Here is a 26,483-nt window from a genome sequence, read left to right as displayed (position 1 = left end):
TCCATAGATTAAGTCACCGGGACAGATCGGCCGCGATTTTGCGGAGGATGTCGGGTGTCTGTTCCGGCGGTGCGGCCTCGATGCAGAGCGTCTCCATGACGATCTGGTACTGGTCGACGTCTTCGCGCTTGTCGAGGTAGATCGCGCTGGTGAGCTGCTCCACGTAGACGACGTCCGGCAGGTCCGGTTCGGCGAACCGCATGATGCTGAAAGCTCCGCCGTGTGCGGCGTGCCCGCCGATGACGAACGGCACGACCTGGATGCGTACGTTGGGCAGCTCAGTGGCCCCGATGAGCGCCTCCAACTGGGCGATCATCACCTGACGGCCGCCGACCGGGCGGCGGAGCGCGCCTTCGTCGACGACCGCCCAGAACTGGGGGGCCTCCGGTTTGCGGAGCACCTGCTGCCGGGTCATCCGCAGCTCGACGCGCCGCTCGACCCCCTCCGGCCCGGTACGCGCATGCCCGAGGCTGACGACCGCCCGCGCGTACTCCCGGGTCTGGAGCAGGCCGGGGACGAATTGGACCTCGTAGTTCCGGATGAGGGACGCCGCCGACTCCAACCCGATGTACGGCTGGAACCACGCGGGCAGGATGTCGCTGTACCGATGCCACCAGCCGGGCGCGTTCGCGTCGCGGGCCAGGGTCAGCAGCCGGTCGCGCTCCTCACCGTCGGCGAGCCCGTAGTGGGTGAGCAGGTCGGCGACGTCGCGCTCCTTGAAGCCGACGCGGCCGAGCTCCATCCGGCTGATCTTCGACTCGGACGCCCGGATCTGCCAGCCGGCGTCTTCCCGGGAGATCCCGCTCGCCTCCCGAAGCCGGCGCAGATGCGCCCCGAGCATGATCCGCAGGGCGGTGGGCCCGCCGCTGCCGGCGTCGAACGGGGCGACCACGGGCTCTCACCTCCCACTTCTCAAGGTCGTGAACTGAAGCATGCCTTATGCGGACCGAACGGCGGTTCACCGATCCGGTGGTATGCGTGTCGGGGACGAGCTGTCACGCCCGCCCGTCGGTGGCCTCGCGCTGGATCAGGGTTCCGGGTCGAATCTTGGGGCGAGATTCGACCGAGAACCCTGATCCAGCGCGAGGCGCGGCTTCTGGGAAAAGATCGTCGAAGTCGCCGTCGCGTACGCCGCCCACGAAGGCGGCGATCTCGTCGGCGGTGAACACGAGAGCCGGCCCTTCGGGGTTCCGGGAGTTCCGGATCGCCACGCCGCCGTCCTCCGGCAGCCGGGCGACCTCGACGCAGTTCCCGCTCGCATTGCTGCGTCCGCTCTTGCGCCAGCTCAGCTGCTGGCCCTGGCTCGCTTCAGTCACGAACTTGATTCCCTCCCCGAGGTGTATCTGCCATCTGCACGTGCATCCGCTCTTGCATCTGCACGATGCAGAGCGCATCATAACCCCAGTGACCTGGTACTGATCGTCTTCCGTGGATGAGGGTCGAGCCGACCGGAAGCCTCGATAAGCGGTCTGAGGTCCGCATATTCCATCGAACGGCCATATTGCGAAATCGGGCGGCCGACACCGTCGGCCCGCGCGAAAGGGGAACGCAGCCGTGAATCCAGCCGTCGTCGCGGTCTTACTGACCGGCTTGGCGGGCGCGGGGGTGGCGGTCTGGCTGGGCCGGCGGGTCCGCCGGGCGGAGGCGGCCGCCGTCGAGCTGCGCCGCAAGGTGCTCGCCGAGCGCATCGCCGCCCGGCAGGACTCCCTGACCGGCCTGCTCAATCGGCGCGCGTTCTACGAGCTGGGGACGGCGCTGCTCGCCGATCCGGCCCGGCAGCCGATGTCCGCGGTGCTCATCGACGTCGACGGCTTCCACCGGATCAACAACGCGTACGGGCAGATCGTGGGGGACGAGGTCCTCGTGGCGCTCGGCCGGCGGTTCGCCGACTACGTGGGCGGGCAGCTGGTGGCCCGGCTCGGCGGGGACGAGTTCGTCGCGCTCGTCCGGGTCCTCGGCGACAACCATCCCGACGCCGCCCGGCTAGAGGAGCTGCTGGCCACGCCGATCTGGGTCGGCGGCCAGGTCGTCCGGATCACCGCCACCGTCGGTGTGTCCAGCGTGGCCGGCCCCGCCGATCTCACCCGCGCGCTGCGCCGGGCCGAGTCGATGCTGCGCCGCACCAAGATCGTCCAGCGCCGCACGCGCACCCATCCCAGCACCCCCACCCAACGTGGCAGTCTCCCCGAGGGCAGCCCGCTCGAGCAGGCCCTGCTCACCGGGCACGAGCCGCGGACCGGCGGCGACCCGGTCTACTGCCGCACCCGGGTGGTCGCCAAGCGGCGTCGACGCCACTGAGCTCCACCAGCGCCGGGTCAGCAGCGCGCCCAGAGCCGCTCCCGCGGTGTTCTGCAGGACGTCGTCGAGGCTGGAGATCCGGCCCAGGTGGAAGGCGTACTGGGCGAACTCGATCGCCGCGGAGTAGCCGGCCGCCAGCAGGATCACGCGCGGCATACTCGCCAGCCATCGCCAGCGCAGCGGTGCCAACGCGCCCAGCGGCAACAGGAAGACCAGGTTCGCGAAGATCTGCACGAACGCCTCCGCGCCGTCTCCGCGTACCTGGGCCAGCAGGTCCACGAACGGGCGCAGGCTGACGCCCTCCGGCCCGTGCAGGGCGGTCAGCGCCATCCACGTCCAGGGCAGGGTCCCCACGAACACGCCCGTCAGCAGGGCGTCCGCGCGCCAGTTCCGGCCCCGTCGAGCTCTCGCCCACACTATGAGTACGCACAACGCAGCGACCGCCGCGGTGGAGACGAGAACCAGTCCCCAGCGTTGGATCAGTGCCGCTATCAGGTCCGAAGGCATGGTCCTGGCAGGATAGGGCAGTGACCGAACAGCAGGGCATCCTGGACCGCGCCGGCCTCGATCAGCTACGCGATGCGCTCGTCGACGCCGAGTTCACCCAAGCCGGGGTCGCCGCCCGGATCGGGCCGGAGGCATGGGCCGCCGCTGAGCGGGAGGACTTCCGGGCCACGTTGGCCGCCACCGACGGCGCGGACGATGCTCTAGGCGTACTCGTGCGGGTTTTTCTCGCGGGGCAGACCGAGCCGGAGGCGACGGTCGCGGGCGCACTCGGCGCGCTGCCGCTGCCGCAGGCGATCGCCTCCGGGCTGCTCGAACGGGCCGAGGGTGGCCTGCGGGCCGGCGTCGACCTCGACATCTACGGCGACTGGTGGGTCGTCGCCGATCTGCCGTCAGCGGCCCGGCCGGGCCGTCCGCTTCCCGCCGACCACGTGCTCGGCGTCGGCATGGCTTCGATGACGCTCGCCGATGCGACCATCCGTCGCCCCGTCGGCAGCGCACTGGATCTGGGCACTGGATGCGGCGTACAAGCTCTGCATTTGTCGGAACACGTGGATGCGATCACGGCGACCGATCTGTCGGAGCGGGCGTTGCGGTTCGCCGCGACTACCGCGCACCTGAACGGACTGTCGTGGGAGCTGTTGTCCGGCGACATGCTGGCGCCGGTGGCCGGGCGGCGGTTCGACCAGGTGGTGAGCAACCCGCCGTTCGTGGTCGGACCGGGCGTGACCACCCACACCTATCGTGACTCGGGACGGCCGGGCGACGGCGTATGCGCTGAGCTGGCGGCGGCCGCGCCTCGGCTGCTGAACCCCGGCGGCACTTTGCAGTACCTCGCGAACTGGGTGCACGTGGCGGGGGAGGACTGGGCCGAGCGTGTCGCGGGCTGGTTCGCGGGCACCGGATGCGACCTGTGGGTGATCCAGCGCGAGGTCACCGAACCCCTCGACTACGTACGCCTCTGGCTCTACGACGCGGCCGAAGGTCACGATCCGCAGCGCGCGGCCGCCTGGCTGGATTGGTTCGACCGCAACAAGATCGAGTCCATCGGATTCGGCCTGATCAGCGCCCGTTACAGCGGTTCCGACGATCCCGTCGTGGTCTGCGAGGACGCCTTCCAGCGCCTCGACCCGCCGGTGGGGGAGCAGGTCGCCGCGTGGTTCGACCGGCAGGACCGGCTGTCCGATGTGGACCTACAAGGGCTGCTTGATCTGCGTCTGCGTACGGCTCCCGGGTTGCGGCTCCGGCAGGACGCCACGATGAGCCCGGACGGTTGGGCGGTCGAGCGGCAGATCCTCGAACTGACCGACGGTATGCACTGGGCCGAGGAGATCGATCCGCTGATCGTCTCCCTCGTCGGGGGATGTGACGGTTCCACCTCGCTTCGCGACCTCGTCGGCCTGCTCGCCGCGGCTCACGAGGCGCCTTCCGAGCTGCTGGCGCTGTCGCTGGCGGGCATCGTCCGCCACCTGATCACCCGCGGCCTCCTCCTCCCCACCTGAGCCCCTGCGCTGCCCCCCTCGGGGCTTTCCGTGCTCCCCGCCCCCTTTCCGCGCGCCCCCTTTCCGCGCGCGCCGCTTTCCGCGCGATCATGAACTTGTCGGGGTGATCGATTGCGTTTCCGCAGGTGCCGTCTCCGGTTACCGGGTGATCGACTCCGTAGCTTGGTGATCGACTTCGGCTCAGAAGAGTCCGCCGCGACGGCAGGACTCCATGATCCAGTCGTCCAGGGTGCCCTTCCAGTCGGTGTCGCCCAGTGCCGAGTGGTCGACGACGAAGCGGCCGAAGACCTCGCGATTGGGGATGAGGCCACCCCGGCGGTCCAGTTCGAGGACCACCTGAGTGGCGACCGGCCCGGCGACGAAGGTGACTTCGAGCTGGTTGAGCATGGCGGCGTACTTGGCGGCGGGGTGGAACTCGATCTCCTGGAAGAACGGCAGCGTCTGGTCCACCCCACGCAGCGAGCCATGTTCCACATCGGACCGGATGATCCGGAATCCCAGGTCCAGCAGCGCCTTGACCACCGTGTCCTGCGCAGCGAGGGCCGTCGTCTCGATCGGGTCGAGGTCGCTCCGGTCGAAGGCCCGTGCCACTTCGAGCTCCGTACGCAGACCGAGCTCGACCGAACCGAGCCGGTGCCCGGCGATCGTCGTGAGCGGGGTCTCGTAGGGAACGAGGTACTCGAACGCGAACTCCCGTTCCTCGCCGGGAGCCAGCCCGAACGGACCGGTCAACGCCTGCCGGGCGAAGAAGACGTCGTCGAAGTGCGTGTCGTCGCCGTCCACGCATACCTTTGTGGACAGTCCGAGGACCACCTTGGCGATGGTGACCGGCCGCGATCCGCCGACCACCTGGACGACGCCGCTGATGTCGCCACCGGGCTGGGTGCGCTTGGTGTGCAGGGTCGTGGCGACGCTCGGTCCACCGGCGCCGAAGACCTGGCGCAACCGGTTCAACACGTTTTGTTCCTCCCCATGAACTTCACGTTCGCGGGCAAGCGTAAGCCACGCCACATCCGCGGTTGAGTCAGCTCACCGTCACTTCACGCGTACAAGTGCAAGCTCTTCTCATGTTCAGTGAACGGGGAGAGACCATGGACGACACCGCGGTAACGGTCATGACGAACGACCTCGACGCCGTCGACGAGCGCGGCGTCTCCTCGGACCTGGTCCGGGCCTACCTGAACGCGATCGGCAAGACCAAGCTCCTCACCGCGGAGCAGGAGGTCGAGCTGGCGCGCCGGGTGGAGGCCGGGCTCATGGCCGAGCACCTCCTGGAGGCGGCGCACGAGGCGGGCTACGCCTGCCCGGCCGCGAGCGATCTGGCGATCGTGGTGGCCGAAGGGCGAGCCGCGAAAGACCATCTGCTCGAGGCGAACCTTCGCCTGGTCGTCAGCGTTGCGAAGCGGTACACGGGCCGGGGGATGGCGTTCCTGGATCTGATCCAGGAGGGCAACCTGGGTCTGATCCGGGCGGTCGAGAAGTTCGACTACACCAAGGGTTACAAGTTCTCGACGTACGCCACCTGGTGGATCCGGCAGGCGATCACGCGGGCGATGGCCGACCAGGCCCGCACGATCCGCATCCCGGTGCACATGGTGGAGCAGGTGAACCGCATGGTCCGCGTACGCCGTGACTTGGCGGTCCAGCTGGGCCGGGAGCCCTCCATCGCGCAGCTCGCCGCTGCCCTGGAGGTCCCGGAGTACCAGGTCATCGAGCTGATGTCCTACGACCGTGAGCCGGTCAGCCTCGACCAGGCCGTCGGCGACGACGGCGAGAGCGCGCTCGGGGACTTCGTCTCCTGCGCGGCTCCGGCCACTGAGGACAGTGTGGCGATGGGTCAGCTGCGCGGCGAGGTCGCCTTCGTGCTGGCCACCCTCAGCCAGCGCGAGCAGGCCGTGATCCGGCTGCGGTTCGGCCTGGACGACGGTCGCCAGCGCACCCTGGACGAGGTCGGCAAAGAGTTCGGCCTGTCTCGCGAGCGCATCCGTCAGATCGAGAAGACCACGCTGTCGAAGCTTCGGCAGCCCGAGCGCGCCGGCCGCCTGGCCGTGTACGCCGCCTGACCCCCACCAACTCCAACGGCGCGTCGGCCTCCGGTCGGCGCGCCGTTCCGCGTCAGGCGAGGAGGGGGACGTGGCAGCCGTCCAGGTGGTCGTCGACCATCCCAGTCGCCTGCATCAGGGCGTACGCCGTCGTCGGCCCGAAGAACCGGAATCCCCGCTTCCGCAACGCCTTCGCCATCGCAGTGGACTCGGAGGTGACCGCTGGGACGGCGCTCAGCGCCGCCGGGCGGCCCCGTCGCGGGGGAGCGAACGACCAGAGCAGCTCGGACAGGTCCAGCGTGTCAGCCACCCGGGCGTTGTGCAGGGTCGCCTCGATCTTCGCCCGGTTGCGGACGATCCCGGTGTCGGCGAGGAGTCGTTCGACGTCGTCCGGCCCGAAGGCGGCGACCGCCGGAATGGAGAATCCGGCGAACGCGGCCCGGAAGTTCTCCCGTTTACGCAGGATGGTCAGCCAGGACAGGCCGGACTGGAACCCCTCCAGCGTCAACCGCTCGAACAAGGCGTCGTCGCCTTCGATCCGACGACCCCACTCGGTGTCGTGGTAGACCTCGTAGTCGGGCGTACTCGCACCCCAGGGGCACCGGGCCAGGCCGTCTGGCCCCATGATCAGATCACTCATTGTTCTACGTCGATAGTCTTTCCGGCGGGCTGCGTCGGCAGCTCAGTGGTGGAGGTCCCGGCAGCGGCCGGCGGCCGGTGACGCCACCGATGCTCCGGCTTGACCGGGCGGTCGTTGGCGACCATGACGGCGATCCACGGCAGCAGCACCATGCCCAGCCCGCAGAGCAGCAGCCACAGCCACAGCAGGGGGACCTGCCAGACGGCCAGCAACGAGCCCAGCAGGAGGCAGACGGCCCGCAGCGACATCATGACCAGGTAGCGGATCTCCCGGCTGTGTCGCTGCTTGTCGAGACTCGGCTCAGCGTCGGTGATCAGAATGGGGGCGTTGCGAGCCATACCTTCATCGTCCCACTTCTGACGGAACCCGCACCGGCGGCCTCGCGCCCAACGTCGTGACCGCCTGCGAACCAAGGGCCGTGGCGGCTTCCAGGGCCTTCTCGGGCGACGCGCCGGCGGCCAGCGCCCCGATCAGCCCGGCGGCGAACGCGTCACCGGCACCCGTCGTGTCCAGGGTGCGTACCTCGGGGGCGGGCGCGCTGATCGTCTCGCCATCCGGCAGCGCCCACACCGCCCCCCGCCCGCCGAGTTTGACGACCGCCGATCCCTCGACCGCGTCGGCCAGCCGCCGCGCCTGCTCTTCCGGGGTACCGTCACCAGCCAGGACTCGTGCTTCATCACTGTTCGCGAGCAGGATCTGCGTTCCGCGTACCCAGGAGAAGAAAAGCTCTGGGCCCACCTGCTCGAGCGGATGCGCGGACGCCGCGTCGACACTGACCGCGATCCCGCGGGCCAGGGCCTGGTCGAGCGCATAGCGACCCGCGCGCCTCGAGCCCGGATCGAGCAACGTGTACGCCGATAGGTGCAGTCGGCCGGCGTCGCTGAGTCCGGCCGCCACGGATTCCGGGGTGAGCAGCAGATTGGCCCCACGGTCGGTGATCATGCTGCGGCCGTGCAGCGTCGACAGGACGACGATCGCGCCGGTGGCCGAGCCGGGGCAGACCTGAGCCGCAACGCGCACGCCGGCCGCGGTGAGTTCGGCGACCCGGTCCCGACCGGACTGATCGTCGCCGATCGCGCCGACGAGCACGACATCCGCACCCGACGCCGCCAGCCAGGATGCGGTGTTCGCGGCCTGGCCGCCCCCGGCGACCTGGATGTGCGCGGGTGTGTCCGACTCCGGGGCGAGCGGGGCCTGCAGCGCGGCGAGGACGTCGGTGATGATGTCGCCGACGCAGCAGATAGTGGTCATGTTCAGGGCTTCACAGGCGGCTGGCGGCCGCGGCGATCTGCGCGGCGAGAGCGGAGTTGTGCAGGATGATCCGGACGTTGACCTCCAGGCTCTTACCCTCGGTGGCCGAGTGGAAGTGGGCGAGCAGCGCGGGCGTGACGTCCTTGCCGGTGATCTTGCGCTCGGCCACCAGGCGGAGGCCCTCGGCGAGCGTCTTGTCGTGCAGGTCCGGGTCGAGCTGTTCGTTCACCGGGAGCGGGTTGGCCACGATCAGGCCGGCCTCGTGCAGACCCTGCTCGTTCTGCGCCTGCATGACGGTGGCGATCTCGTCCGGGCTCTCGACCGACCAGGTCAGGTCGAAGCCGGAGTCGGTGATGAAGAACCCGGGGAATCGCAGCGTGCGATAGCCGAGTACGCCGACGCCGAGCGTCTCCAGGCGTTCGAGGGTGGCCCCGACGTCGAGGATCGACTTCACCCCCGCGCACACGACTGCGATCGGCGTCCGGGCCAGGGTGATGAGGTCGGCCGACTCGTCGAAGGTCTGGTTGGCCTCGCGGTGTACGCCGCCGAGCCCACCAGTGGCGAAGACACCGATGCCGACCGCTGCCGCGATGGCAGACGTGCTGGCCACGGTCGTCGCGCCGTCGGCCTTCTTCGCGGCCGCGGTGGCGAGGTCGCGTACGGAGAGTTTGACGACGTCGTCGCGGGTGGCGAGCCGGGTCAACTCGGCGTCGGACAGCCCCACGACCAGCTCGCCTTCGACCATGCCTATGGTGGCAGGCAGCGCGCCGTTCTTCCGTACGGTTTCTTCAATTTCGCGTGCGATGCGCAGATTGTCCGGTCGGGGTAGCCCGTGCGAGACGATCGTGCTTTCCAGTGCCACTACCGGCGCGCCTTCTTCGAGGGCGGTCGCCACTTCCTCGCTCAACCTGATGCTCACGCCACCTAACCTAGCGGGCGGGTCGGACACTCCGTTGCTGGTAGTCGCTATCCCACTCGCCGACAGGCTCAGACTCTGAGAGACTTGAGGGGTGAGTACGACCCCTGAGACCGGCACGCTCATCGAAGAGCGCACCGACACCGATTACCGCCTCGAAGAGGGCGACCACGAGCGCTTTTCGCACTACGCGCCGAAGGACAAGATCATGGCGGCCTTGATCGAGGGCACGCCGATCCGGGCGTTGTGCGGAAAGGTCTGGGTTCCCACGCGCGACCCCAGCCGCTTCCCGGTCTGCCCGGAGTGCAAGGAGATCTACGAGTCGCTTGAGGAGTGACCCGCCCATCCGGCCCGAAGCCCCGCTGACGCGGGGCTTCGCCGTATCTCACATCGTTTGAATGGTGGCGATCCGCTCTTCGAGCTGCTCGATGGTGGCCTGCGCGCTCGGCGGGCCACCGCAGAGCCGGCGCAACTCGGCATGGATCTTCCCGTGCGGCAGGTTCGTCCGGTGATGATGGGCGGCCACCAGCGCGTTCAGCTGCCGCCGTAGGTGCAGGCGGCGCTCGGCAGCCGACATGTCCCGCGGCTGCGCCGGTACGCCCGACGCCACTGCCGCAGTGGCGGCTGCGTTCGACCGCTTCCGCGCGGCGGCCACCTGATCGGCCTGGCGTTTGTGCAACAGCGCTGCGACCTGGTCCGGCGTGAGGAGTCCAGGGAGCCCGAGGAACTCCTCCTCTTCCGGCGTACCGGCCTGGGCCGGGAGGCCGAACGTCGCCCCGTCGAAGATCACCTGATCCAGCTCGGCGGTGGCGGACAACGCCTCGATCTTCTTCGTCAGCTCCCCGCTGGCGTCCTCGCTCTGCTGCGCCCGCTCCAGCAGGTCGTCGTCGAACCCTTCGCGCTTGTTCCGCGCCCCGAGGACGTGGTCGCGCTGCATCTCCATCTCGGAGGCCAGCCCGAGCAGGTGCGGGACGCTGGGCAGGAAGACGCTGGCGGTCTCGCCGGGCTGCCGAGCCCGGACGAACCGGCCGATCGCCTGCGCGAAGTACAACGGCGTCGAAGCGCTGGTGGCGTACACCCCGACGGCCAGCCGCGGGATGTCGACGCCTTCGGAGACCATCCGGACGGCGACGAGCCACCGTTCGCCGCCGTTGGCGAAGTCGGCGATCCGCTTCGACGAGCCGGCGTCGTCGGAGAGCACGACGATCGCCTTCTCCCCGGTGATGCGCTCCAGCAGCTTCGCGTACGCCCGGGCGGCCTGCTGATCCGAGGCGATGACCAGACCGCCGGCGTCGGGCATCCCACCGGCCCGTTTCACCTGGAGGCGGGCGTCGGCTGCCCGGAGCACCTGCGGCATCCAGTCGCCACTCGGATCAAGTGCGGTCCGCCAAGCCTGGGCCACCACGTCTTGCGTCATCGGCTCGCCGAGTCGGACGGCGAGTTCATCCCCGGCACTGGTCCGCCACCGCGTCTCGCCCGAGTACGCCAGGAAGATCACCGGACGGACGACGCCGTCGGTCAGTGCATCGGCGTACCCGTAGGTCGAGTCGGCCCGGCTGCGGGGCAGTCCGTCGGCGCCGTCGCGGACGTACTCGACGAACGGGATGGGGTTGTCGTCGGACCGGAACGGGGTCCCCGTCAGCATCAGCCGCCGCTCGGCCGGTTCGAAGGCCTGCAGTACGCCGTCGCCCCAGCTCCGCGAATCGCCCGCGTGATGGATCTCGTCCAGGATGACCAGCGTCGGCTTCGTCATCGTCATCCGGCGGTGGACCATGGGGGCCATGCCGACCTGGGCGTACGTGACGACCACGCCGTGGAAGTCGCGAGAGGCGTACCCGTCGGAATTGCGAAACGCCGAGTCGAGCTGGATGCCGACCCGCGCGGCCGCGAGCGACCACTGGGTCTTGAGGTGCTCGGTGGGGGCGACCACGGTGACCCGCTCGACGGTGCCGTCGGCGAGCAGCTCGGCGGCGATGCGAAGCGCGAATGTGGTCTTTCCCGCACCCGGGGTGGCGACGGCGAGGAAGTCCGGCGACCGCCGCCGCAGGTACTCGACGAGAGCTTTACGCTGCCAGGCTCGCAGAGAGGGAAAGGTGTCCGGATCGGGGTTCATGCGAGCGGTCTCGAGTGGCACCGCCAAACTTTACCGGGTGGGTGCGTCAGGGCCCTGGCCTGGCTCGCTGTCCGATTCGGAGCCCCAGTCCGGGCTGCCCGTCTCGGGCCATCCCCGCGTGTCGCCGGGCTGATCGGGCTCGCCGGGCCAGCCCTGTCGAGTGGGCCAGCCCCCCTGAGCGGCCCGTCGGTCGGACGGCCAGGCGCCGAACCGGCGACGGCGCAGCGGCGTGCTCGGCCAGCCGGTCGGACCGGCCACGACGGGCCGGGCCGTCGGCGCGGACCATTGGCGCTTGACCGCGATCATCCGGATCACGAACACCAGCAACCCGGCCAGGAACAACGGGATGACCTTGTCGTCGTGGAGCCAGTTGAGGGTGGCGACCACGGCCGCGCCGGCGAGCGACGCGACGGCGTAGATCTCCTTGCGCAGCACGAGGGGGATCTCCCCGGTGAGCAGATCGCGCATCAGGCCGCCGCCGATGCCGGTGAGCATGCCGATGAAGCACGCGCCGACGGCCGGGACGGGAGTGGGATCGTTCAGGGCCTTGAGCGTGCCGGTGACGGTGAAGAGCGCAAGACCGGCCGCGTCGAGCGTCAGGATCGTCCGCACGATCTTGCCGAGGTGTGGATGCAGCCAGAAGGTCGCCAGCGACGCGACCACGGCGGTCACGGAGTACCGCCAGTCGGCGAAGGCCAACGGCGGGACGGTGTCGATCGCCAGGTCCCGGAAGATGCCACCACCGAGCGCGGCGACGAACCCCACGAAGACCACGCCGAAGGCGTCGAGGTGCTTGTAGACGCCCGCCGAAGCACCGGAGACCGCGAAGACCGCGACGCCGGTCAGGTCGGCGATGAGCAGGGCTTCGCTGGAGTCCACCGGGGAATGCTATCGGCGAGCCTGCCCTGGCATGCGAAAACCCCGCCGTGCCGCACACCCGGCACGACGGGGTCTGGAGTCTAGGTCACACCGTCTGGGGGTTAGTTCTTGGCAATGAGCTCGCTGCCCCGCCAGGTGAAGTCCGGCTCGACGGTGTAGTCGACGGTGATCTTCACCAGGTCGTCGGCGTACTTGTTCGCGTGGTGCCCGCAGAACACCAGTTCACCACCACCGGCGAGCACGATGCGCAGCTTGCCCGCCGCGTTGCAGCGGTCGCAGCGCTCATCGGCGTCTTGAGCCGTCGCCGTCTCCGGCGGCGGTGTGAGGGTCGCTGTCATGCCCGGCCTCCTCTGATCGTCACCGATGCTGGTCCGTTCGTTCTCCGCCGAACCTGCCGGCGGTTCCTTCCTTACGCCCACTCACCCTCCAACGTCGGTGCCGTGGACGGGCTTCCCGATCCGAGCTTGGATTCAACTCACATCGGGGGCGGACCACACGGTTCGGTTGGGACATATGAAGGGCCCCACGTGCCCCAACCTTGCGTTCCCCCAGCGTGCCACGTCAACACGGACTTTGCGATAGCGGCCCGGTCACACCCCTGAGTTCGTACGCACGGTGACCAGACCGATACGTTCGGTGGAGTGTTGGAGGGAAATCCACGGCAATTCCGCCCCACTGTATGCCACGAAAACCACCGCCGTCGCGCTCAATGTCCGGTTTCGCAGGCCCGTCTGGGGGACTGTTCGCTGAACGCGAACAGGGCCCCACTCGGGGGCCCTGTTCCTGCGTAGTGAGACGGCGGTCGACCGCCGCAGAGACTTAGTCGAGATAGTCGCGCAAGACCTGCGATCGCGACGGGTGGCGCAGCTTCGACATGGTCTTGGACTCGATCTGCCGGATGCGCTCCCGGGTCACCCCGTAGACCTGGCCGATCTCGTCCAGCGTCCGCGGCTGGCCGTCGGTCAGCCCGAAGCGCAGCCGGACGACGCCCGCCTCGCGCTCGGACAGCGTCTGGAGCACCTGCTGGAGCTGGTCCTGCAGCAGCGAGAAGGAGACCGCGTCGACCGCGACGACCGCCTCGGAGTCCTCGATGAAGTCGCCGAGCTGGCTGTCGCCCTCGTCGCCGATGGTCTGGTCCAGCGAGATTGGCTCCCGGGCGTACTGCTGGATCTCCAGCACCTTCTCCGGGGTGATGTCCATCTCCTTGGCCAACTCCTCCGGAGTCGGCTCCCGGCCCAGGTCCTGCAGCAGCTCACGCTGTATGCGGCCGAGCTTGTTGATCACTTCGACCATGTGCACCGGGATGCGGATCGTGCGGGCCTGGTCGGCCATCGCCCGCGTGATCGCCTGCCGGATCCACCAGGTGGCGTACGTCGAGAACTTGTAACCCTTGGTGTAGTCGAACTTCTCGACCGCCCGGATCAGACCCAGGTTGCCCTCCTGGATCAGATCCAGGAACGCCATCCCCCGGCCCGTGTACCGCTTGGCGAGGCTGACCACGAGCCGGAGGTTGGCCTCCAGCAGGTGGTTCTTGGCCCGGTCGCCGTCGCGGGAGATCCAGAGCAGGTCGCGCTGCATGTCGCGGACCAGCGTCAGCTCGCCCTCGTCGGCCGCGCGCAGCCGCTCCGCCGCGTAGAGCCCGGCCTCGATCCGCTTGGCGAGCTCCACCTCCTGCTCGGCGTTCAGCAGCGGGACCTTGCCGATCTGCTTCAGGTACGCCCGGACGGAGTCGGCCGAGGCGGTGAGTTCGGCGTCCTTACGGGCCTGCTTGAGCGCCTCGGACTCCTCGGCGTCCCAGTCGAAGTCGTCGGCTGCGGCGGCATCCGCGGCGGCGGCCTGAGCCATCTCGACGGGCTCGTCGACGACCACGTCCTCGAGGTCGCCGGCGAGCTCCTCGACTTCCAGGTCCTCGACGTCGGGCTCCTCGCCCGGCGCCTTCTCCTTGCCGTCGGCCGCCTTCTTGGCCGGCGCGGCCTTCTTGCCGGGCGCGGCCTTCTTGGCGGCCGCCGGATCGGCGTCGCCTTCCTCCTTGGCGGCGGCTTTCTTGGCCGGCGCCGCCTTCTTGGCCGGAGCAGCCTTCTTCGCAGCCGGAGCCGCCGCCTTCTTCGCGGCAGCCTTCTCGATCGGCTCGACGACCGCCTCAGCGCCGTCGCCGTCGATCGGACCACCCTGGGCGGGGGTCTTGCCGGCGGGCTTGGCAGCGGGCTTCTCAGCCGGTTTGGCGGGCGTCGCCTTGGCGGTGGTCGCCTTGGAGGCCGGGGTCGCCGAGCGCGCGGCTGCGACCTTCTTCGCGGGAGCCTTGGCGGTCCGCCCGTCGGCCACCACCGTCACGCCCGCCTCGAAGAGGGCGCGCAACAGCTTCTTGGCCTGAGTCGGGGTGACCTCGGCGGCTTCGACGGAACGAGCGATCTCCGCTTGCGTCAACTGGCCACCGGCCTCGGCGGCCTGGGCGAGGAGAGCGTCGGTGAGCGACCGTACGTCGGCGCCGATCTGGCGGGCTTCTGTCACGAACGACCTTCCGTCATCAGCGAGTGGGCTTATCAGCATGGGCGCCCTCCGGCCGGCCCGCGGGCGCGCCGTGGGACACGGCCGGGTGTATCGGATTGGGAGCCACCGGCTCGCCGCGAGGGTGTCGGCCCGGCGGCGGAGGGCGGCAGGCGTGAATTGTAGCGCCGTCTCTGGTGATCATCCCATCGCGCGCGCCGATCGTGCCTTTGCGAGGATGGGAACGTGGTGGATCAGGATGCACGAGAGCTGCTCGGGCTGGCCCAGCGGGTGGCCCGGCGAGCGGCGGAAACTGCTCGCCGGACGCGAACCGAGGCCATCGGGCACGTCGATACCAAGAGTACGGCGACCGACGTGGTCACCGCCGCTGATCGGGCGGTGGAACGGCAGATCGTCGAAGAAATCAGGGCGGCCCGGCCCGACGACGGGTTCCTCGGCGAGGAGTACGGCGTACAGGACGACACGGCGGCCAGTGGTGTCCGCTGGGTCATCGACCCGATCGACGGCACGGTGAACTACCTCTACGGATTACCCCAGTACGCCGTCTCCATCGCCGCCGAGGCCGACGGAGTGGTGATCGCCGGCGTGGTGGTCAACGCCGCCTCCGGCGACGAGTGGCACGCGACCCTGGGCGGGGGAGCGTGGCGGGGCGACCGGCGGCTCACCGGCTCGGCGCAGACCGTGCTGGCACAGGCGTTGGTCGGCACCGGCTTCGGCTACTCGGCGGACCAGCGAGCGCAGCAGGGCGTGGTGGTGGCCGGGCTGATCACCCGCGTACGCGACATCCGCCGATTCGGTTCGGCCGCGCTCGACCTGTGCGCGGCGGCCGAAGGCATGCTCGACGCGTACTACGAGCGGGGCCTGAATCCGTGGGATCTGGCCGCGGGCGGGCTGATCGCTCAGGAGGCCGGACTGCTCGTGACCGGGCTGACCGGCAAGCCGGCCGGTGGCGACATGGCGCTCGCCGCGCCACCGGCGTTGCACGAGCAGCTGCATGACGAACTCGTCGCCTTGCGGGCCGACAGCGGACCCTAGGACGTCAGTTGTCTTCCTTGGCGGCGCAGGAGTTCTTGGGCAACTGCGGCCCACCCGCGCCGGCCAGGGCGGTGAACGCCTGGTTGACCTCGGTCTGGGTGGCGAGCTGCTTGAAACCCGGGCCGAGGATCACGTCGACGGTCTCGTCAGTCCGATTCTTGTCATATTCATGGACGGCGTTGTTCAGGAAGTACGCGTCCAGCACGTACGCCGCGCCGACCCGCTTCGGGCCGTAGCGCAGAATCGCCACGCCGCTGACCGGCTTGCCCAGCGGGTTGTTCCCCGTCTTCTCGACCTTGAACCGCCGGTACTCGAAGTCCAGCTTCACACTCGTCGCCAGGCCGGCCTTGTCCGTCGCGTTGTAGACGTTGATGTGGATGGTCCGGGGGTCGTCCGGGAGCTTCATGTCCACGACGGTGTAGCCCGACGGGCACGCGTCCGGTGTCGCCGAGCTGCCCGACCCCTTGACCAAGGCCATGACGGTCAGCACTCCGGCGGCCAGCACGAGTACGGCGACCAGCGCCAGCGCTCGGATGCGTGCGAAGCTCATGTCCCAGCTCCCCGTCGATGTCAGTCGATATCAGAAGGATTGTCGATGTGGCGTAACGGGGGCGACACGTCCTCGGCCGACAGGCCGTCCGGCCTGCCGGACAGGGTGACGCGCACCGGCCCAGCACGGTGAGGGTAACCGTTGGACGCCGCCCGGGAGGGCAGGACCCGGCGGAAAGCCCGAATATCCACCGGCGCGCCGACGATGTTCGGGCGGTCGCTGACCCTACTTTTGTCTCGCTCGGTTGTCGGCTCAGTCACATTGGGAACATCCCGGCGCGCTCGGGCGTACATCACCGACACAGGCGAGGTATTGTGCCGCGTCCGCTGGGACCGGCCGGCGACGCCCACGCGCGGCGCGGCTTTGGATGCACCGCAGGAATTCGAGTTAGTGGAGTGTGAGAGAACCGATGGCGACCGACTACGACGCCCCGCGCCGTGACGAGGCCGAACTCGGCGAAGACAGCCTTGAGGAGCTCAAGGCCCGCCGCGTCGACTCGCAGTCGGGCAGCGTAGACGTCGACGAGACCGAGGTTGCGGAGAGCTTCGAGCTGCCAGGAGCCGACCTCACCGACGAGGAGCTCAGCGTCAAGGTGGTGCCCCTGCAGGCGGACGAGTTCACCTGCTCCCGGTGCTTCCTGGTGCATCACCGCAGTCAGCTGGCCGGGGAGAAGAACGGCCTGCCGATCTGCCGCGAGTGCATCTGATCCGGCAGTTTGGGGTGGCGGCGGTTGACCGAGTCGGGTCAACTGTTCTCAGACCACCGACGCGGTAGGAGGCTGGCGATGGCGAGCGAGAATCCGGTGCCCGGCGACGACGTGCCGGGCACCGGCCGTACCGGCGATCCGGCCGGCCCGCCGGACACCTTCGACGAGCAGGCCGCCGACGTCGACGGCTTCAGCAAAGCGGTGGCGGAGCTGGCGGAGTCCGATCTGGACAGCGCCAGCCGCCGCAAGGCGATCTCCCGCATGGTCACCGCCCTGCGCGGGCGCGGCGTCGGCAAGCTCTTCCAGCCCGGCAAGGCCGTCCGCTGGGTCACCGACGCGGTGGCCGATCTCGCGCCGCATGTGCCGGTACGCGACTACGAGACCCTGCGCCGGCACTTCCCCGGTCTGGACGGCGACGCGCTCGCGGAGCGGTTGATCCGCAACGCCGCTCGCTCGACCGGCGGGATCGGCGCGATCGGCGGCGGTGTCGGTTCGGTCCAGTGGGCGGTTCCGCCGACGCTCCTGTCCACCCCGGTCCTGCTCGCGGTCGAGACGGTGGCGGTGATCGGCATCGAGCTGAAGCTGATCGGCGAACTGCACGAGGTCTACGGCCAGCCGGTCCGCGGCACCACCGCGCAACGTTCGGCGGCCCTGCTCCAGTCCTGGGCGCACAAACGAGGCGTGAACCCGTTCCTGCCCGGTGGCGGGGTCGCCTCGATCCTGGGGACCGCCGCCCGCAAGGAACTCCGGGACATGATCGTCAAGCGGCTCGGTCGCAATCTGACGACTCTCGGGCCGCTCCTCACCGGTGCGGCCGTCGCGAGCTACCTCAACCGGCGATCCACCAAGGCGCTGGGTGAGGCGCTGCGGCGGGATCTGCGGCTGCGGCACCGGCCGGCGTTGCCCGGCCCCGAGTTGCCCCCGTCGCTGCCGCCCAGCTGACCGCCGGGTGGGCTCAGGCCGTCTTGGCGGACAGCCGTTCGCGGAGCGCCTCGGCCAGCTTCACCGGGCGGCGCGTCGAGACCAGCCAGTAGGGCGTGGGGTCGGCCGGATCGTCGAGGACGATCTGCACCGCCGTCCCGATCCAGGGGCGCAGGACGACGAAGGCATCGGGGTCGGCGTACGGGCCGAGCAGGTCGGCCCGGCCGGAGGCGTCCAGTGCGACGACTTCGCGGATGGCGCTCAACGGCAGGTGAGCCCGGTCGTTGCCGAAGGTGATCTCGAACTCCGGACCGCTCTCGTTGTCTGCCACCCGCAGACGCAGACGGGAGAACCACAGCAGCAGCGCGGCGGTCAGCGGCAGCAACACGGCGAACGGCGCCCAGCCCCGCGGACCCGGCGCGCCGAGGCCGATCTCACCCGCGGCGAGCGCGGCGAGCGCACCGCCCAGCGGCCACCACCACCAGGGGACGGTGAGCCGTTCCGTGAGACGGGGTGTCGCCGTTGTCCGTGCGGGTGCCATGGTGACCGAGGGTACGCGCGTGCCGCAGGTGAGCACTCGGTAAGGTCCTTCCCCCGGAGGTTCAAGCAATGACCAGTCAGGTTGAGATCGCCGTGCGCCTGCTCGACGCCGATCTGCCGCTCCCGGCGTACGCCCACCCCGGCGACGCCGGCGCCGATCTCGTGGCGGCCGAGGATGTGACGCTCGCCCCAGGCGAACGGCGCATGGTGCGTACGGGGGTGGCGGTGGCGCTGCCCGAGGGCTTCGTCGGGCTCGTCCACCCGCGCTCGGGGCTCGCCGCGAAACTCGGTCTCACGGTGCTGAACGCCCCCGGCACGGTCGACGCGGGCTATCGGGGCGAAATCCTCGTCAATCTCATCAACCACGACCCCCGGAACACCGCGCACGTCGCTCGAGGTGACCGGATCGCCCAGCTTGTTGTACAACGGGTAGAGAGGGCCGCGTTCCATCTCGTCCAGGAGCTGCCGGAGTCGGTACGCGGCGACGGCGGCCACGGTTCGACGGGTGGTCACGCCGCGCTCGCGGCCGGTAGTGTCACCGGCGCCCCGATCGGAAAGGCGATGCAGTGATGTTCTCCCGCCAGCGCAGCGGCCGACACGCGAAGGCCGACGCTCCGCGGCGCGGCGCGGAACGCCGTACCCCGGCTGACGCCGACGACCTCCCGGCGGAGTTCGGCGAGCCGTCGGGCCCGGTCGGCCCCTACGACCAGTCGGAGGCGCCCGAGGGGGTGGCCCGGCTCGATCTCGGCGCACTGCTCGTCCCGGCGATCGACGGCGTGGACCTGCGGGTGCAGGCCGACGCCGAGGGGATCATCCAGCAGGTGGTCCTCGTGTACGGCGACAGCGCCCTGCAGCTCGGCGTCTTCGCCGCCCCCCGGGGCGAAGGCATCTGGGACGAGGTACGCGGAGAGATCCGCAAGTCGTTGTTCGACGACGGTGTGGCAGCCGAGGAGGAGCCCGGCGACTACGGCACCGAGCTGCGCGCCCGCGTGCGTACGCCGGACGGCCTGACCGATCTGCGCTTCGTCGGCGTGGACGGGCCGCGCTGGATGGTGCGCGGCGTCTATCAGGGCCCGGCCGCGATCGACCCGGGCACCGCAGAGCCCCTCGTCGAGTGCCTCCAGGGCCTCGTGGTGGCCCGGGGACCGGAGGCCAAGCCGGTCCGGGAGCCGCTGTTGCTACGCCTCCCCCGGGAGATGGCCGACGCGGCCGCCGCTCAGGCCGCCACCGACGGGGAGCCCGCCATTACCGCCACTCCGGGTGGCGAGGAAAAGCGCAAGCCCTCGCCCCGGCCCCGCCGGGCATGAATCGACGTACGCTAGAGAAGTCGCATTGATGCTTGAGAGGGTGTGACGACGGGGTCATGGCGGCCGTCGAGGATCATCAGTCCCAGCCGGAGGCGTCCGGTCTACGGCGTTTCCTGCGGAAATTCACCGCGAGTGATCAAGAGCTCGAGTCGGAGGAGGTCCGGCGGGAGAGCGCCAAGGCCGACTGCGTCTGCGCCGACCGCGTACGCCGCGGCGAGCTCGTGAAGCTGTCGGGCCGACTGCGTACCGTGGTCTACACGCCGCGGACGAACCTGCCGACCCTGGAGGCGGAGCTCTACGACGGCACAGACGTCGTGACCCTTGTCTTCCTCGGTCGGCGGCACATCGCCGGCATCGAACCGGGCCGGGCGCTGACCGCCGCCGGGCGCGTCGCCGTCCGGGACGGCCGCAAGGTCATCTACAACCCGCACTATTCGCTCGACGCCCCGAAGTGAGGCACCGATGACCGATGACGCGCGTGGACCGGTCGTGACCGACGAACGTGACCCGGAGAAGCTGCCGCCCTTGTCGGAGCAGATGGCCGAGCAGCTCGGGGGCTGGCGTGGGCTGGTCGAGTCCGGCATCCCGGTGCTCGTCTTCATCATCGCCAACATGATCTTCGACGCCGTCGTGCCGGACGGGAGCTTCACCGCGCTCGGCGACAAGCCCGCCCTCAAGCTGGCCATCATCGCGTCCGTCGGGGTGGCGGTCGGCTTGGCCGGATGGCGGCTGGCGCAGGGCAAGCCGGTGCGGTTCGCGATCAACGGGCTCGTCGGCATCGCGCTCGGCGCGATCCTGGCCTGGCGGTCCGGCGAAGAGCGCTCGTTCTACCTGCCCGGGATCATCTACAGCCTCTGCTACGGCATCGCGCTGCTGGCCTCGGTGGTCTTCCGGCAGCCGTTGGTCGGCTGGATCTACTCCGTCGTCGCGGACGGCGGCAAGAAGGGCTGGCGGGCCGAACCCCGGCTGGTCCGGGCGTTCGCCTGGCTGACCGTGCTGTGGGCGGCCACCTACATCATCAAGGCCGGCCTGCAGTACCTGCTCTACCTGGCGCACGCCGACGTCGCCCTGGGCATCGCCCGGATCGTCCTCGGCTACCCGCCTTACCTACTGCTCCTGGCGCTCACGGTGTACGCCGTCCGGCGTATCCGCGCCGCTGACGCCGCCTGACCCCGCAGACCTTCTGCAGATCACGGTTACGCACGCTTCCGCGCCTGGTGGATTCAGGAAGCACGCGTAACCGTGATCTGCAACTGAACCGTCAAACGCCCAGCAGCGTCGCGCGTACCTGTTCCTCGACAGCGGCCGTGCACACGAAGATGAGTTCGTCGCCCGACTCGATCGGGTCGTCGGGACTCGGCGCGATGACCCGGCGTCCCCGCACGATCGCGACCAGGGCGGAGTCCGGCGGCAGCGGGACTTCGCGGACCGGTCGCCCGACGTAGGGCGCGGTCGACGGCAGGGTGATCTCGACCAGATTGGCCTCGCCCTGCCGGAAGGTCATCAGCCGGACCAGGTCGCCGACCGTGACCGCTTCCTCGACCAGCGCGGCCATCAGGCGTGGCTTGCTGACGGAGACGTCCACCCCCCACTGCTCGGTGAACAGCCACTCGTTCTCGGCCCGGTTGACCCGGGCGACGACCCGGGCGACCGCGAACTCGGTCTTGGCCAGCAGCGACACGACCAGGTTCACCTTGTCATCGCCGGTCGCCGCGACCACGACGTCACAGCTGGCGATGTCGAGCTCCTGGAGGCTGGACAGCTCGCAGGCGTCGGCGAGGGCCCACTCCGCGGCCGGTACGCGTTCCGGCCGCAACATCTTGGGCAGTTTTTCGATCAGCAGGACCTGGTGGCCGTTCTCGACCAGCTCCTGGGCGATCGAGCGGCCGACGTTGCCGGCTCCGGCGATGGCGACGCGCATGCGGACTCCTCAGTGTGCGGTGGGGGCGGAGCCGGTGACCTTGCGGACAGCCGCCGCGATCTCGTCGGTGACCAGCATGAACAGCTGATCGCCGTCCTGGAGGACGGTCGAGACGGTGGGCAGGATGCCCAGTCCGAAGCGCATGACGTACGCCGCGCGCGTGCCGGAGGCCTCCTCGATCGCGGAGAGCGGCCGGCCGATCCAGTCCGCGTGCAGCGGCGCTTCGACGATCGACACGACGCTCGTCGGGTCGCGCCAGACCTCGCCGGTGTCCTCGGGGAGCAGATGCCGGACGACACGCATGGCGGTCCACCGCACCGTGGCGACGGTCGGGATGCCCAGGCGCTCATAGACCTCGGCGCGGTTCTGGTCGTAGATGCGCGCCACCACGTTCGGTACGCCGAACGTCTCCCGGGCCAGCCGGGCCGAGATGATGTTGGAGTTGTCTCCGCTGGACACGGCGGCGAAGCAGTCGGCCCGTTCGATCCCGGCCTGGATCAGGACCTCGCGGTCGAAGCCGACCCCGGTCACGGTGATCCCGGAGAAGTCGGCCGGGAGGCGGCGGAACGCGTCGCCGTCCTGGTCGATGACGGCCACCGAGTGGCCTCGGCTCTCCAGGCTGTGCGCGACGGTGGACCCCACCCGTCCGCAGCCCATGATCACGATATGCACCCGGCGCCTCCTGTCGCTGTTGATCTGAGCGTGCCACATCCGGCCGAGCCGCACCGGGCCACCCGCCACGGAACGCCCGAGCCGCACCGGGCCACCCTGCGGAAGCGTGGGCGCGGCACGCGAGCCGCCCTGGGCGGTGCAGCAAAGGAAAGGGCCGTAGGCTGCGGGTGTGCCGAACCCGACGTCCGTGCTGAAACGCCTGCTCCTGGGTCGACCGTTCCGCTCGGACCGGCTGCATCACACGCTGCTGCCGAAGCGGATCGCGCTGCCGGTGTTCGCCTCCGACGCGTTGTCTTCGGTCGCGTACGCCCCGGCCGAGATCCTGTTGACGTTGTCGGCGGCGGGTGCGGCGGCGTTCCTGTACTCGCCGTGGATTGCGCTCGCCGTCGCGGTGGTGATGGTGACGGTGGTCGCCTCCTACCGGCAGAACGTGCACGCGTACCCGTCGGGTGGCGGTGACTACGAGGTCGCCACGGTGAACCTGGGGTCCAAGTTCGGCCTGACGGTCGCCAGCGCGCTGCTTGTGGACTACGTCTTGACCGTCGCGGTGTCGATCTCGTCCGGCGTGGACGCCCTCGGTGACATGATCGGATATGTCGGCGAGCACAAGGTGGGCGTCGCGGTGATTCTGATCGCCGTGCTCACCGCGATGAACCTGCGGGGCATCCGGGAGGCGGGCAGCGCCTTCGCCGTGCCCACGTACGCGTTCATGGTGGCGATCGGCGTCATGATCATCGTCGGCGTCTGGCGGATCTTCGTCGCCGGCCAGGATCTGCGGGCGCCCAGTGCCGACATGACGATCAAGCCGGAGCACGGGCTGTACGTGGGCGCCGGCTTCGCCTTCGTCTTCCTGCTGGTCCGGGCGTTCTCCTCGGGCTGTGCCGCGTTGACCGGTGTCGAGGCGATCTCCAACGGCGTACCGGCGTTCAAGCCGCCGAAGTCGAGGAACGCGGCGACCACGCTGCTGCTGCTCGGCTCGATCTCGATCGCCATGATGGCCGGCATCATCCTGCTGGCGCGGGCGACCAAGCTGCAGTACGTCGAGTGTTTCGAGGTCAACCCGGCGATCGGGTGCGCCGAGAGCCAGATCGAGGGCACCGCGCCCTTCACCAAGCAGCCGACGGTCACCGCGCAGCTGGCCGAGACGGTCTTCGGCGACTTCCGGTTCGGCTACTTCATCGTGCTGACGATGACCGCGCTGATCCTCGTCCTCGCGGCCAATACGGCGTTCAACGGCTTCCCGGTGCTCGGCTCGATCCTGGCCCAGGACCGGTTCCTGCCGCGGCAGCTGCACACCCGGGGCGACCGGCTGGCCTTCTCCAACGGCATCGTCTTCCTGGCGGCCGCGGCGGCGGTGCTGGTCGTGGCCTTCCGGGCGGAGACCACCAAGCTGATCCAGCTCTACATCGTGGGCGTGTTCGTGTCGTTCACGCTGTCGCAGACCGGCATGATCCGGCACTGGAACCGGCTCCTGCGAACCGAACGCGATCCCGGCGTACGCGCGAAGATGAAGCGCTCGCGGGCGATCAACACGTTCGGCATGATCCTGACCGGCTTCGTGCTGATCCTGGTCCTGGTCACGAAGTTCACCAAGGGCGCCTGGATCTCGATCGCGGCGATGGCGGTGATCTACGCGCTGATGGTCGCCATCCGCAAGCACTACGACCGCGTCGCCCGGGAGCTGGAACCGACCGAGGAGAAGCCGATCCTGCCGGCCCGCAACCACGCGATCGTCCTGGTGTCGAAGTTGCACATGCCGACGCTGCGGGCGCTGGCGTACGCCAAGGCCTCCCGGCCCGACACGCTGACCGCGCTGACGGTCAATGTGGACACCGCCGACACCCGCCACATTCAGGACGAGTGGGATCGCCGCGGCATCAGCCTGCCGCTGACCGTGATCGACTCGCCCTATCGCGAGATCACCCGGCCGATCATCGAGTACGTCAAGCGGCAGCGCGAGGACGCGCCACGCGACATCGTCACCGTCTACATCCCCGAGTACGTCGTCGGTCACTGGTGGGAGAACCTGCTGCACAACCAGTCCGCGCTCCGGCTGAAGGCCCGGCTGCTCTTCGAGCCGGGCGTCATGGTCACCAGCGTGCCCTGGCAGCTCTCATCGACCGCGTCGAAGAACCTCGATCGCTTCGACCGGCGTACCGCGCTCGGGCCCACGCGCGGCGAACGATCGCCCGACGACGCCTCGGTGCTATGACGCTGCTTGAACTCGACCGGGTCGAGGTCACCGTCGGCGCGCCGGCCCACGGCGGGCACTGTGTCGCCCGGCATGAGGGCATGGTGCTGTTCGTGCGGCACGCGCTCCCCGGCGAGCGGGTGATCGCCGAGGTCACCGAGGTGCACCGCGGCTACGTCCGGGCTGATGCCGTCGAGATCCTCGAGGCCTCGCCGGACCGCGTACCGGCGCCCTGTCCGTGGTCCGGCCCCAATGCTTGCGGTGGTTGCGACCTCCAGCACGTCTCGCCGTCCGCGCAATTGCAGTGGAAGGCCTCCGTCGTTCAGGAACTGCTCGCGCGGTTCGCGCACCTCGATCAAGTGGTACGCGTAGAGCAGTTGCCGTCGCCGGTAGGTGCGGATGGCGAACCCGACACCGGCTGGCGCACCCGCGTACGGTACACAGTGGACGCAGAGGGTCGCGCCGGGCTGCGTAAACACCGCTCGCACGAGGTCGTCCCGATCGAGCGCTGCATGATCGCCCACCCCGGGATCCGAGCGCTGCCGGTGTTGGACCGGACGTGGTCCACCGATGCCGTCGAGACGGTGGCTCCATCGAGCGAACCGGCGTTCGTGGTGACCGATCCGGCCCGGCCGATCGTGGAGCGCGCGGTCGGGCACGACTTCACCCTCGCCGCCGGTGGCTTCTGGCAGGTGCATCCGGCCGCCGCGCAGACCCTGGCCGACGCCGTGATCGAGCAGCTCGCGCCGAAGCCGGGGGAGACGGCGTGGGACCTCTACGGCGGGGCTGGGCTGTTCGCCGCCGCCCTCGCCGACCACCTCGGCGTCACCGGCCAGGTGACCTTGGTCGAGTCGGCTCCCGACGGCGTGGCCGCCGCTCGGCAGAACCTCGCCCAGCTGCCCGTACGCATCCTGGAGTCGACGGTCGAACGTGCGCTCGCGCCACGGCGCGGCAAGCCCGCAGTCAATGGACCTGTGGATCTCGTCGTCCTCGATCCGCCCCGGACGGGCGCAGGCAAGCAGGTGGTCACAGCCGTAGCCGCTTCGGGCGCGCGAGCTGTGTCCTACGTCGCCTGTGATCCGGCCGCCCTGGCCCGAGACCTCGCGACCTTCGCCGGGCTGGGCTGGGAACTCGCCCAGCTCCGGGCGTTCGACTGCTTCCCGTTCACCCACCACGTCGAGTGCGTCGCGCTGCTGGTCCCAGCCGGTTCGTAGCGGGCTCCGACCTGTTTCGGCACGTCCGGGCCCTGTACGCCTCGGTCGAACGGTCGGGAATAACGGGCATACCCGGGCCAATGGGCATGATCCTTTTGACCCGGCACCCGGCACCCTGACTAGGTTCGATGGCCTGTCCTGGAACCCCCGCGAAAGGTCAGGATCTTGTCGAACCACAGCAAGCCGGGTGCCCGCCGGTACCTCGCTCCCATAACGACCGCTGTCGTCGCCACTGCGATCATCGCCGGCGGAGCCGCCGCCATCGCGCACGTCGGCACCCCCACGTCGCTGCCGACGACGGCTTCCGTTGCGACTCCCGCTGCGGCGCCTACATCGTCCAGTCCTACGGCCAGTCCGTCGGCCACCCCGAGCCGGTCCAGCTCCACCCCGGCGTCGCGCGGCGGTACGCGTACCACCAAGGCGTCACCCACCCCGACCAAGACGCGCGCCGTCGTCTCGAGCGGAACCTGCGGAGCGTCGTTCTACGACGAGCCGCAGCAGACCGCGAACGGTGAGACGTTCGACCCGGACGCGCTGACCGCCGCGAGCAAGACGATCGCCTTCGACACGCGCGTCCGAGTGACCAGTTTGGACACCGGAAAGTCCGTCGTCGTACGCATCAACGACCGCGGGCCTTACGTCTCCGGCCGCTGCCTGGACCTTTCCCGGGCTGCCTTCGACGTCATCGACGACCTCGACAAGGGTTCTGTACGCGTTCGCTACGACATCCTTCGGTGAACCTGTCCTCTGGCTGCGGCTTTGTTCGGCTCGTTGTT

Annotated in this window: 27 protein-coding genes and 3 pseudogenes; 14 read left to right on the top strand and 16 right to left on the bottom strand. The window is 69.6% G+C overall.

The window, feature by feature from the left end; translation table 11 throughout:
* Positions 1-13: 13 nt before the first annotated feature.
* Together HOV77_RS10995 and HOV77_RS10990 are read right to left on the bottom strand one after the other, a co-directional pair.
* Entirely contained in the window at positions 14-841 is an 828-nt protein-coding gene (locus HOV77_RS10995; RefSeq protein ID WP_290861159.1) for a helix-turn-helix transcriptional regulator, read from the bottom strand.
* A 262-nt stretch (positions 842-1,103) separates the two neighbouring features.
* Positions 1,104-1,325 (bottom strand): annotated as a pseudogene (locus HOV77_RS10990) (DUF397 domain-containing protein); the annotation flags it as partial.
* A gap of 229 nt (positions 1,326-1,554) precedes the next feature.
* Here HOV77_RS10990 and HOV77_RS10985 point away from each other — a divergent pair.
* Positions 1,555-2,298 carry a GGDEF domain-containing protein gene (locus HOV77_RS10985; protein WP_290861000.1) on the top strand — a complete coding sequence of 248 codons (744 nt, stop codon included), beginning with the start codon at positions 1,555-1,557 and terminating at the stop codon, positions 2,296-2,298.
* Between the two features lie 24 nt (positions 2,299-2,322).
* Here the strand turns inward: HOV77_RS10985 and HOV77_RS34755 are convergent.
* A pseudogene (locus tag HOV77_RS34755) lies at positions 2,323-2,628 on the bottom strand (VanZ family protein); the annotation flags it as partial.
* Positions 2,629-2,825: 197 nt separating this feature from the next.
* Here HOV77_RS34755 and HOV77_RS10980 point away from each other — a divergent pair.
* Entirely contained in the window at positions 2,826-4,304 is a 1,479-nt protein-coding gene (locus HOV77_RS10980) for a methyltransferase (RefSeq protein WP_290860998.1), read from the top strand.
* A gap of 180 nt (positions 4,305-4,484) precedes the next feature.
* Here HOV77_RS10980 and HOV77_RS10975 read toward each other — a convergent pair whose 3' ends face one another.
* Positions 4,485-5,261, bottom strand: coding sequence for a sporulation protein (locus HOV77_RS10975; protein WP_290860996.1), 777 nt, complete (start codon positions 5,259-5,261; stop codon positions 4,485-4,487).
* 134 nt (positions 5,262-5,395) lie between these two features.
* Between HOV77_RS10975 and sigB the strand changes: the two genes are divergently transcribed.
* A complete protein-coding gene (sigB, locus tag HOV77_RS10970; protein ID WP_290860994.1) occupies positions 5,396-6,367 on the top strand; it encodes an RNA polymerase sigma factor SigB in 972 nt (323 codons plus the stop codon).
* 52 nt (positions 6,368-6,419) lie between these two features.
* On the opposite strand, the gene HOV77_RS10965 is transcribed toward sigB, so the two are convergent.
* The 4 genes from HOV77_RS10965 to HOV77_RS10950 are packed head-to-tail and all read right to left on the bottom strand — an operon-like array spanning position 6,420 to position 9,156.
* On the bottom strand, positions 6,420-6,986 hold the full coding sequence (locus HOV77_RS10965; protein ID WP_290860992.1) for a DNA-3-methyladenine glycosylase I: 567 nt from the start codon (positions 6,984-6,986) through the stop codon (positions 6,420-6,422).
* The gene (locus HOV77_RS10960; RefSeq protein WP_290860990.1) at positions 6,983-7,324 is read right to left on the bottom strand and encodes a DUF3099 domain-containing protein; all 342 of its coding nucleotides are present in this window, start codon (positions 7,322-7,324) and stop codon (positions 6,983-6,985) included. Before HOV77_RS10960 ends, HOV77_RS10965 begins: the two co-directional genes overlap by 4 nt.
* A 4-nt stretch (positions 7,325-7,328) precedes the next feature.
* Positions 7,329-8,237 (bottom strand): PfkB family carbohydrate kinase, encoded by a 909-nt coding sequence (locus tag HOV77_RS10955; protein WP_290860988.1) that lies wholly within the window; start codon positions 8,235-8,237, stop codon positions 7,329-7,331.
* 10 nt (positions 8,238-8,247) lie between these two features.
* The gene (locus HOV77_RS10950; RefSeq protein WP_290860986.1) at positions 8,248-9,156 is read right to left on the bottom strand and encodes a pseudouridine-5'-phosphate glycosidase; all 909 of its coding nucleotides are present in this window, start codon (positions 9,154-9,156) and stop codon (positions 8,248-8,250) included.
* Positions 9,157-9,247: 91 nt separating this feature from the next.
* Here HOV77_RS10950 and HOV77_RS10945 point away from each other — a divergent pair, with 91 nt between their 5' ends.
* Positions 9,248-9,490, top strand: coding sequence for a DUF3039 domain-containing protein (locus tag HOV77_RS10945; protein ID WP_290860984.1), 243 nt, complete (start codon positions 9,248-9,250; stop codon positions 9,488-9,490).
* Positions 9,491-9,538: 48 nt separating this feature from the next.
* Here HOV77_RS10945 and HOV77_RS10940 read toward each other — a convergent pair whose 3' ends face one another.
* The 4 genes and pseudogenes from HOV77_RS10940 to HOV77_RS10925 form a co-directional block, all read right to left on the bottom strand.
* Positions 9,539-11,266 carry a DEAD/DEAH box helicase gene (locus HOV77_RS10940; protein WP_290861157.1) on the bottom strand — a complete coding sequence of 576 codons (1,728 nt, stop codon included), beginning with the start codon at positions 11,264-11,266 and terminating at the stop codon, positions 9,539-9,541.
* Between the two features lie 261 nt (positions 11,267-11,527).
* Positions 11,528-12,145 (bottom strand): annotated as a pseudogene (locus HOV77_RS10935) (trimeric intracellular cation channel family protein); the annotation flags it as partial.
* A gap of 101 nt (positions 12,146-12,246) precedes the next feature.
* A complete protein-coding gene (locus HOV77_RS10930; RefSeq protein WP_290860982.1) occupies positions 12,247-12,483 on the bottom strand; it encodes a hypothetical protein in 237 nt (78 codons plus the stop codon).
* 481 nt (positions 12,484-12,964) lie between these two features.
* Positions 12,965-14,653, bottom strand: a complete 1,689-nt coding sequence (locus HOV77_RS10925) for an RNA polymerase sigma factor (protein ID WP_290860980.1) — start codon at positions 14,651-14,653, stop codon at positions 12,965-12,967.
* A gap of 225 nt (positions 14,654-14,878) precedes the next feature.
* Here HOV77_RS10925 and HOV77_RS10920 point away from each other — a divergent pair, with 225 nt between their 5' ends.
* Entirely contained in the window at positions 14,879-15,685 is an 807-nt protein-coding gene (locus tag HOV77_RS10920; protein WP_290861155.1) for an inositol monophosphatase family protein, read from the top strand.
* Between the two features lie 4 nt (positions 15,686-15,689).
* On the opposite strand, the gene HOV77_RS10915 is transcribed toward HOV77_RS10920, so the two are convergent.
* A complete protein-coding gene (locus tag HOV77_RS10915; protein WP_290860978.1) occupies positions 15,690-16,235 on the bottom strand; it encodes a LytR C-terminal domain-containing protein in 546 nt (181 codons plus the stop codon).
* 409 nt (positions 16,236-16,644) lie between these two features.
* Here HOV77_RS10915 and HOV77_RS10910 point away from each other — a divergent pair, with 409 nt between their 5' ends.
* Both HOV77_RS10910 and HOV77_RS10905 read left to right on the top strand, forming a co-directional pair.
* Positions 16,645-16,941: a DUF4193 domain-containing protein gene (locus HOV77_RS10910; protein ID WP_290860976.1), complete on the top strand. Its 297-nt coding sequence runs from the start codon at positions 16,645-16,647 to the stop codon at positions 16,939-16,941.
* Between the two features lie 78 nt (positions 16,942-17,019).
* Positions 17,020-17,883, top strand: a complete 864-nt coding sequence (locus HOV77_RS10905; protein WP_290860974.1) for a hypothetical protein — start codon at positions 17,020-17,022, stop codon at positions 17,881-17,883.
* 13 nt (positions 17,884-17,896) lie between these two features.
* Here the strand turns inward: HOV77_RS10905 and HOV77_RS10900 are convergent, their stop codons facing one another.
* Positions 17,897-18,403 carry a DUF3093 domain-containing protein gene (locus HOV77_RS10900; protein ID WP_290860972.1) on the bottom strand — a complete coding sequence of 169 codons (507 nt, stop codon included), beginning with the start codon at positions 18,401-18,403 and terminating at the stop codon, positions 17,897-17,899.
* A 68-nt stretch (positions 18,404-18,471) separates the two neighbouring features.
* Between HOV77_RS10900 and dut the strand changes: the two genes are divergently transcribed.
* Genes dut through HOV77_RS10880 form a run of 4 tightly spaced genes read left to right on the top strand, consistent with a single transcriptional unit; the run spans position 18,472 to position 20,879 of the window.
* Positions 18,472-18,972 carry a dUTP diphosphatase gene (gene dut / locus HOV77_RS10895; protein ID WP_290860970.1) on the top strand — a complete coding sequence of 167 codons (501 nt, stop codon included), beginning with the start codon at positions 18,472-18,474 and terminating at the stop codon, positions 18,970-18,972.
* A complete protein-coding gene (locus HOV77_RS10890; protein ID WP_290860968.1) occupies positions 18,972-19,709 on the top strand; it encodes a DUF3710 domain-containing protein in 738 nt (245 codons plus the stop codon). The genes dut and HOV77_RS10890 overlap by 1 nt, the downstream gene beginning before the upstream one ends.
* A 56-nt stretch (positions 19,710-19,765) precedes the next feature.
* Positions 19,766-20,164 carry an OB-fold nucleic acid binding domain-containing protein gene (locus HOV77_RS10885; protein WP_290860966.1) on the top strand — a complete coding sequence of 133 codons (399 nt, stop codon included), beginning with the start codon at positions 19,766-19,768 and terminating at the stop codon, positions 20,162-20,164.
* Between the two features lie 7 nt (positions 20,165-20,171).
* Positions 20,172-20,879 carry a DUF3159 domain-containing protein gene (locus HOV77_RS10880; RefSeq protein WP_290860964.1) on the top strand — a complete coding sequence of 236 codons (708 nt, stop codon included), beginning with the start codon at positions 20,172-20,174 and terminating at the stop codon, positions 20,877-20,879.
* A 91-nt stretch (positions 20,880-20,970) separates the two neighbouring features.
* Here the strand turns inward: HOV77_RS10880 and HOV77_RS10875 are convergent, their stop codons facing one another.
* A complete protein-coding gene (locus HOV77_RS10875) occupies positions 20,971-21,630 on the bottom strand; it encodes a TrkA family potassium uptake protein (RefSeq protein WP_290860962.1) in 660 nt (219 codons plus the stop codon).
* 9 nt (positions 21,631-21,639) lie between these two features.
* Positions 21,640-22,302, bottom strand: coding sequence for a TrkA family potassium uptake protein (locus HOV77_RS10870; protein WP_290860960.1), 663 nt, complete (start codon positions 22,300-22,302; stop codon positions 21,640-21,642).
* A gap of 169 nt (positions 22,303-22,471) precedes the next feature.
* On the opposite strand from HOV77_RS10870, the gene HOV77_RS10865 reads away from it, so the two are divergent.
* From HOV77_RS10865 to HOV77_RS10855, 3 genes are all read left to right on the top strand, one after another.
* Positions 22,472-24,514, top strand: a complete 2,043-nt coding sequence (locus HOV77_RS10865) for an APC family permease (RefSeq protein WP_290860958.1) — start codon at positions 22,472-22,474, stop codon at positions 24,512-24,514.
* Complete coding sequence (locus tag HOV77_RS10860) at positions 24,511-25,707, top strand: TRAM domain-containing protein (protein ID WP_290860956.1); 1,197 nt, start codon at positions 24,511-24,513, stop codon at positions 25,705-25,707. The genes HOV77_RS10865 and HOV77_RS10860 overlap by 4 nt, the downstream gene beginning before the upstream one ends.
* A 165-nt stretch (positions 25,708-25,872) precedes the next feature.
* Entirely contained in the window at positions 25,873-26,445 is a 573-nt protein-coding gene (locus tag HOV77_RS10855) for a septal ring lytic transglycosylase RlpA family protein (RefSeq protein ID WP_290860954.1), read from the top strand.
* Positions 26,446-26,483: the final 38 nt, after the last annotated feature.

It is taken from the genome of Hamadaea sp. (assembly GCF_013362815.1).
In the GTDB taxonomy this organism is placed as follows: domain Bacteria; phylum Actinomycetota; class Actinomycetes; order Mycobacteriales; family Micromonosporaceae; genus Hamadaea.
This window is presented reverse-complemented; position numbering and strand designations above follow the sequence as displayed.

What these genes read in the sequence shown, in the direction of transcription:
- HOV77_RS10885 (WP_290860966.1), top strand. Translation starts at nt 19,766, where the DNA reads ATGGCGGCCGTCGAGGATCATCAGTCCCAGCCGGAGGCGTCCGGTCTA.
- HOV77_RS10890 (WP_290860968.1), top strand. Translation starts at nt 18,972, where the DNA reads ATGTTCTCCCGCCAGCGCAGCGGCCGACACGCGAAGGCCGACGCTCCG.
- HOV77_RS10915 (WP_290860978.1), bottom strand. Translation starts at nt 16,235, where the DNA reads ATGAGCTTCGCACGCATCCGAGCGCTGGCGCTGGTCGCCGTACTCGTG.
- HOV77_RS10955 (WP_290860988.1), bottom strand. Translation starts at nt 8,237, where the DNA reads ATGACCACTATCTGCTGCGTCGGCGACATCATCACCGACGTCCTCGCC.
- HOV77_RS10905 (WP_290860974.1), top strand. Translation starts at nt 17,020, where the DNA reads ATGGCGAGCGAGAATCCGGTGCCCGGCGACGACGTGCCGGGCACCGGC.
- HOV77_RS10875 (WP_290860962.1), bottom strand. Translation starts at nt 21,630, where the DNA reads ATGCGCGTCGCCATCGCCGGAGCCGGCAACGTCGGCCGCTCGATCGCC.
- HOV77_RS10995 (WP_290861159.1), bottom strand. Translation starts at nt 841, where the DNA reads ATGCTCGGGGCGCATCTGCGCCGGCTTCGGGAGGCGAGCGGGATCTCC.
- HOV77_RS10900 (WP_290860972.1), bottom strand. Translation starts at nt 18,403, where the DNA reads ATGGCACCCGCACGGACAACGGCGACACCCCGTCTCACGGAACGGCTC.
- dut (WP_290860970.1), top strand. Translation starts at nt 18,472, where the DNA reads ATGACCAGTCAGGTTGAGATCGCCGTGCGCCTGCTCGACGCCGATCTG.
- HOV77_RS10960 (WP_290860990.1), bottom strand. Translation starts at nt 7,324, where the DNA reads ATGGCTCGCAACGCCCCCATTCTGATCACCGACGCTGAGCCGAGTCTC.
- HOV77_RS10965 (WP_290860992.1), bottom strand. Translation starts at nt 6,986, where the DNA reads ATGAGTGATCTGATCATGGGGCCAGACGGCCTGGCCCGGTGCCCCTGG.
- HOV77_RS10860 (WP_290860956.1), top strand. Translation starts at nt 24,511, where the DNA reads ATGACGCTGCTTGAACTCGACCGGGTCGAGGTCACCGTCGGCGCGCCG.
- HOV77_RS10940 (WP_290861157.1), bottom strand. Translation starts at nt 11,266, where the DNA reads ATGAACCCCGATCCGGACACCTTTCCCTCTCTGCGAGCCTGGCAGCGT.
- sigB (WP_290860994.1), top strand. Translation starts at nt 5,396, where the DNA reads ATGGACGACACCGCGGTAACGGTCATGACGAACGACCTCGACGCCGTC.
- HOV77_RS10910 (WP_290860976.1), top strand. Translation starts at nt 16,645, where the DNA reads ATGGCGACCGACTACGACGCCCCGCGCCGTGACGAGGCCGAACTCGGC.
- HOV77_RS10880 (WP_290860964.1), top strand. Translation starts at nt 20,172, where the DNA reads ATGACCGATGACGCGCGTGGACCGGTCGTGACCGACGAACGTGACCCG.
- HOV77_RS10930 (WP_290860982.1), bottom strand. Translation starts at nt 12,483, where the DNA reads ATGACAGCGACCCTCACACCGCCGCCGGAGACGGCGACGGCTCAAGAC.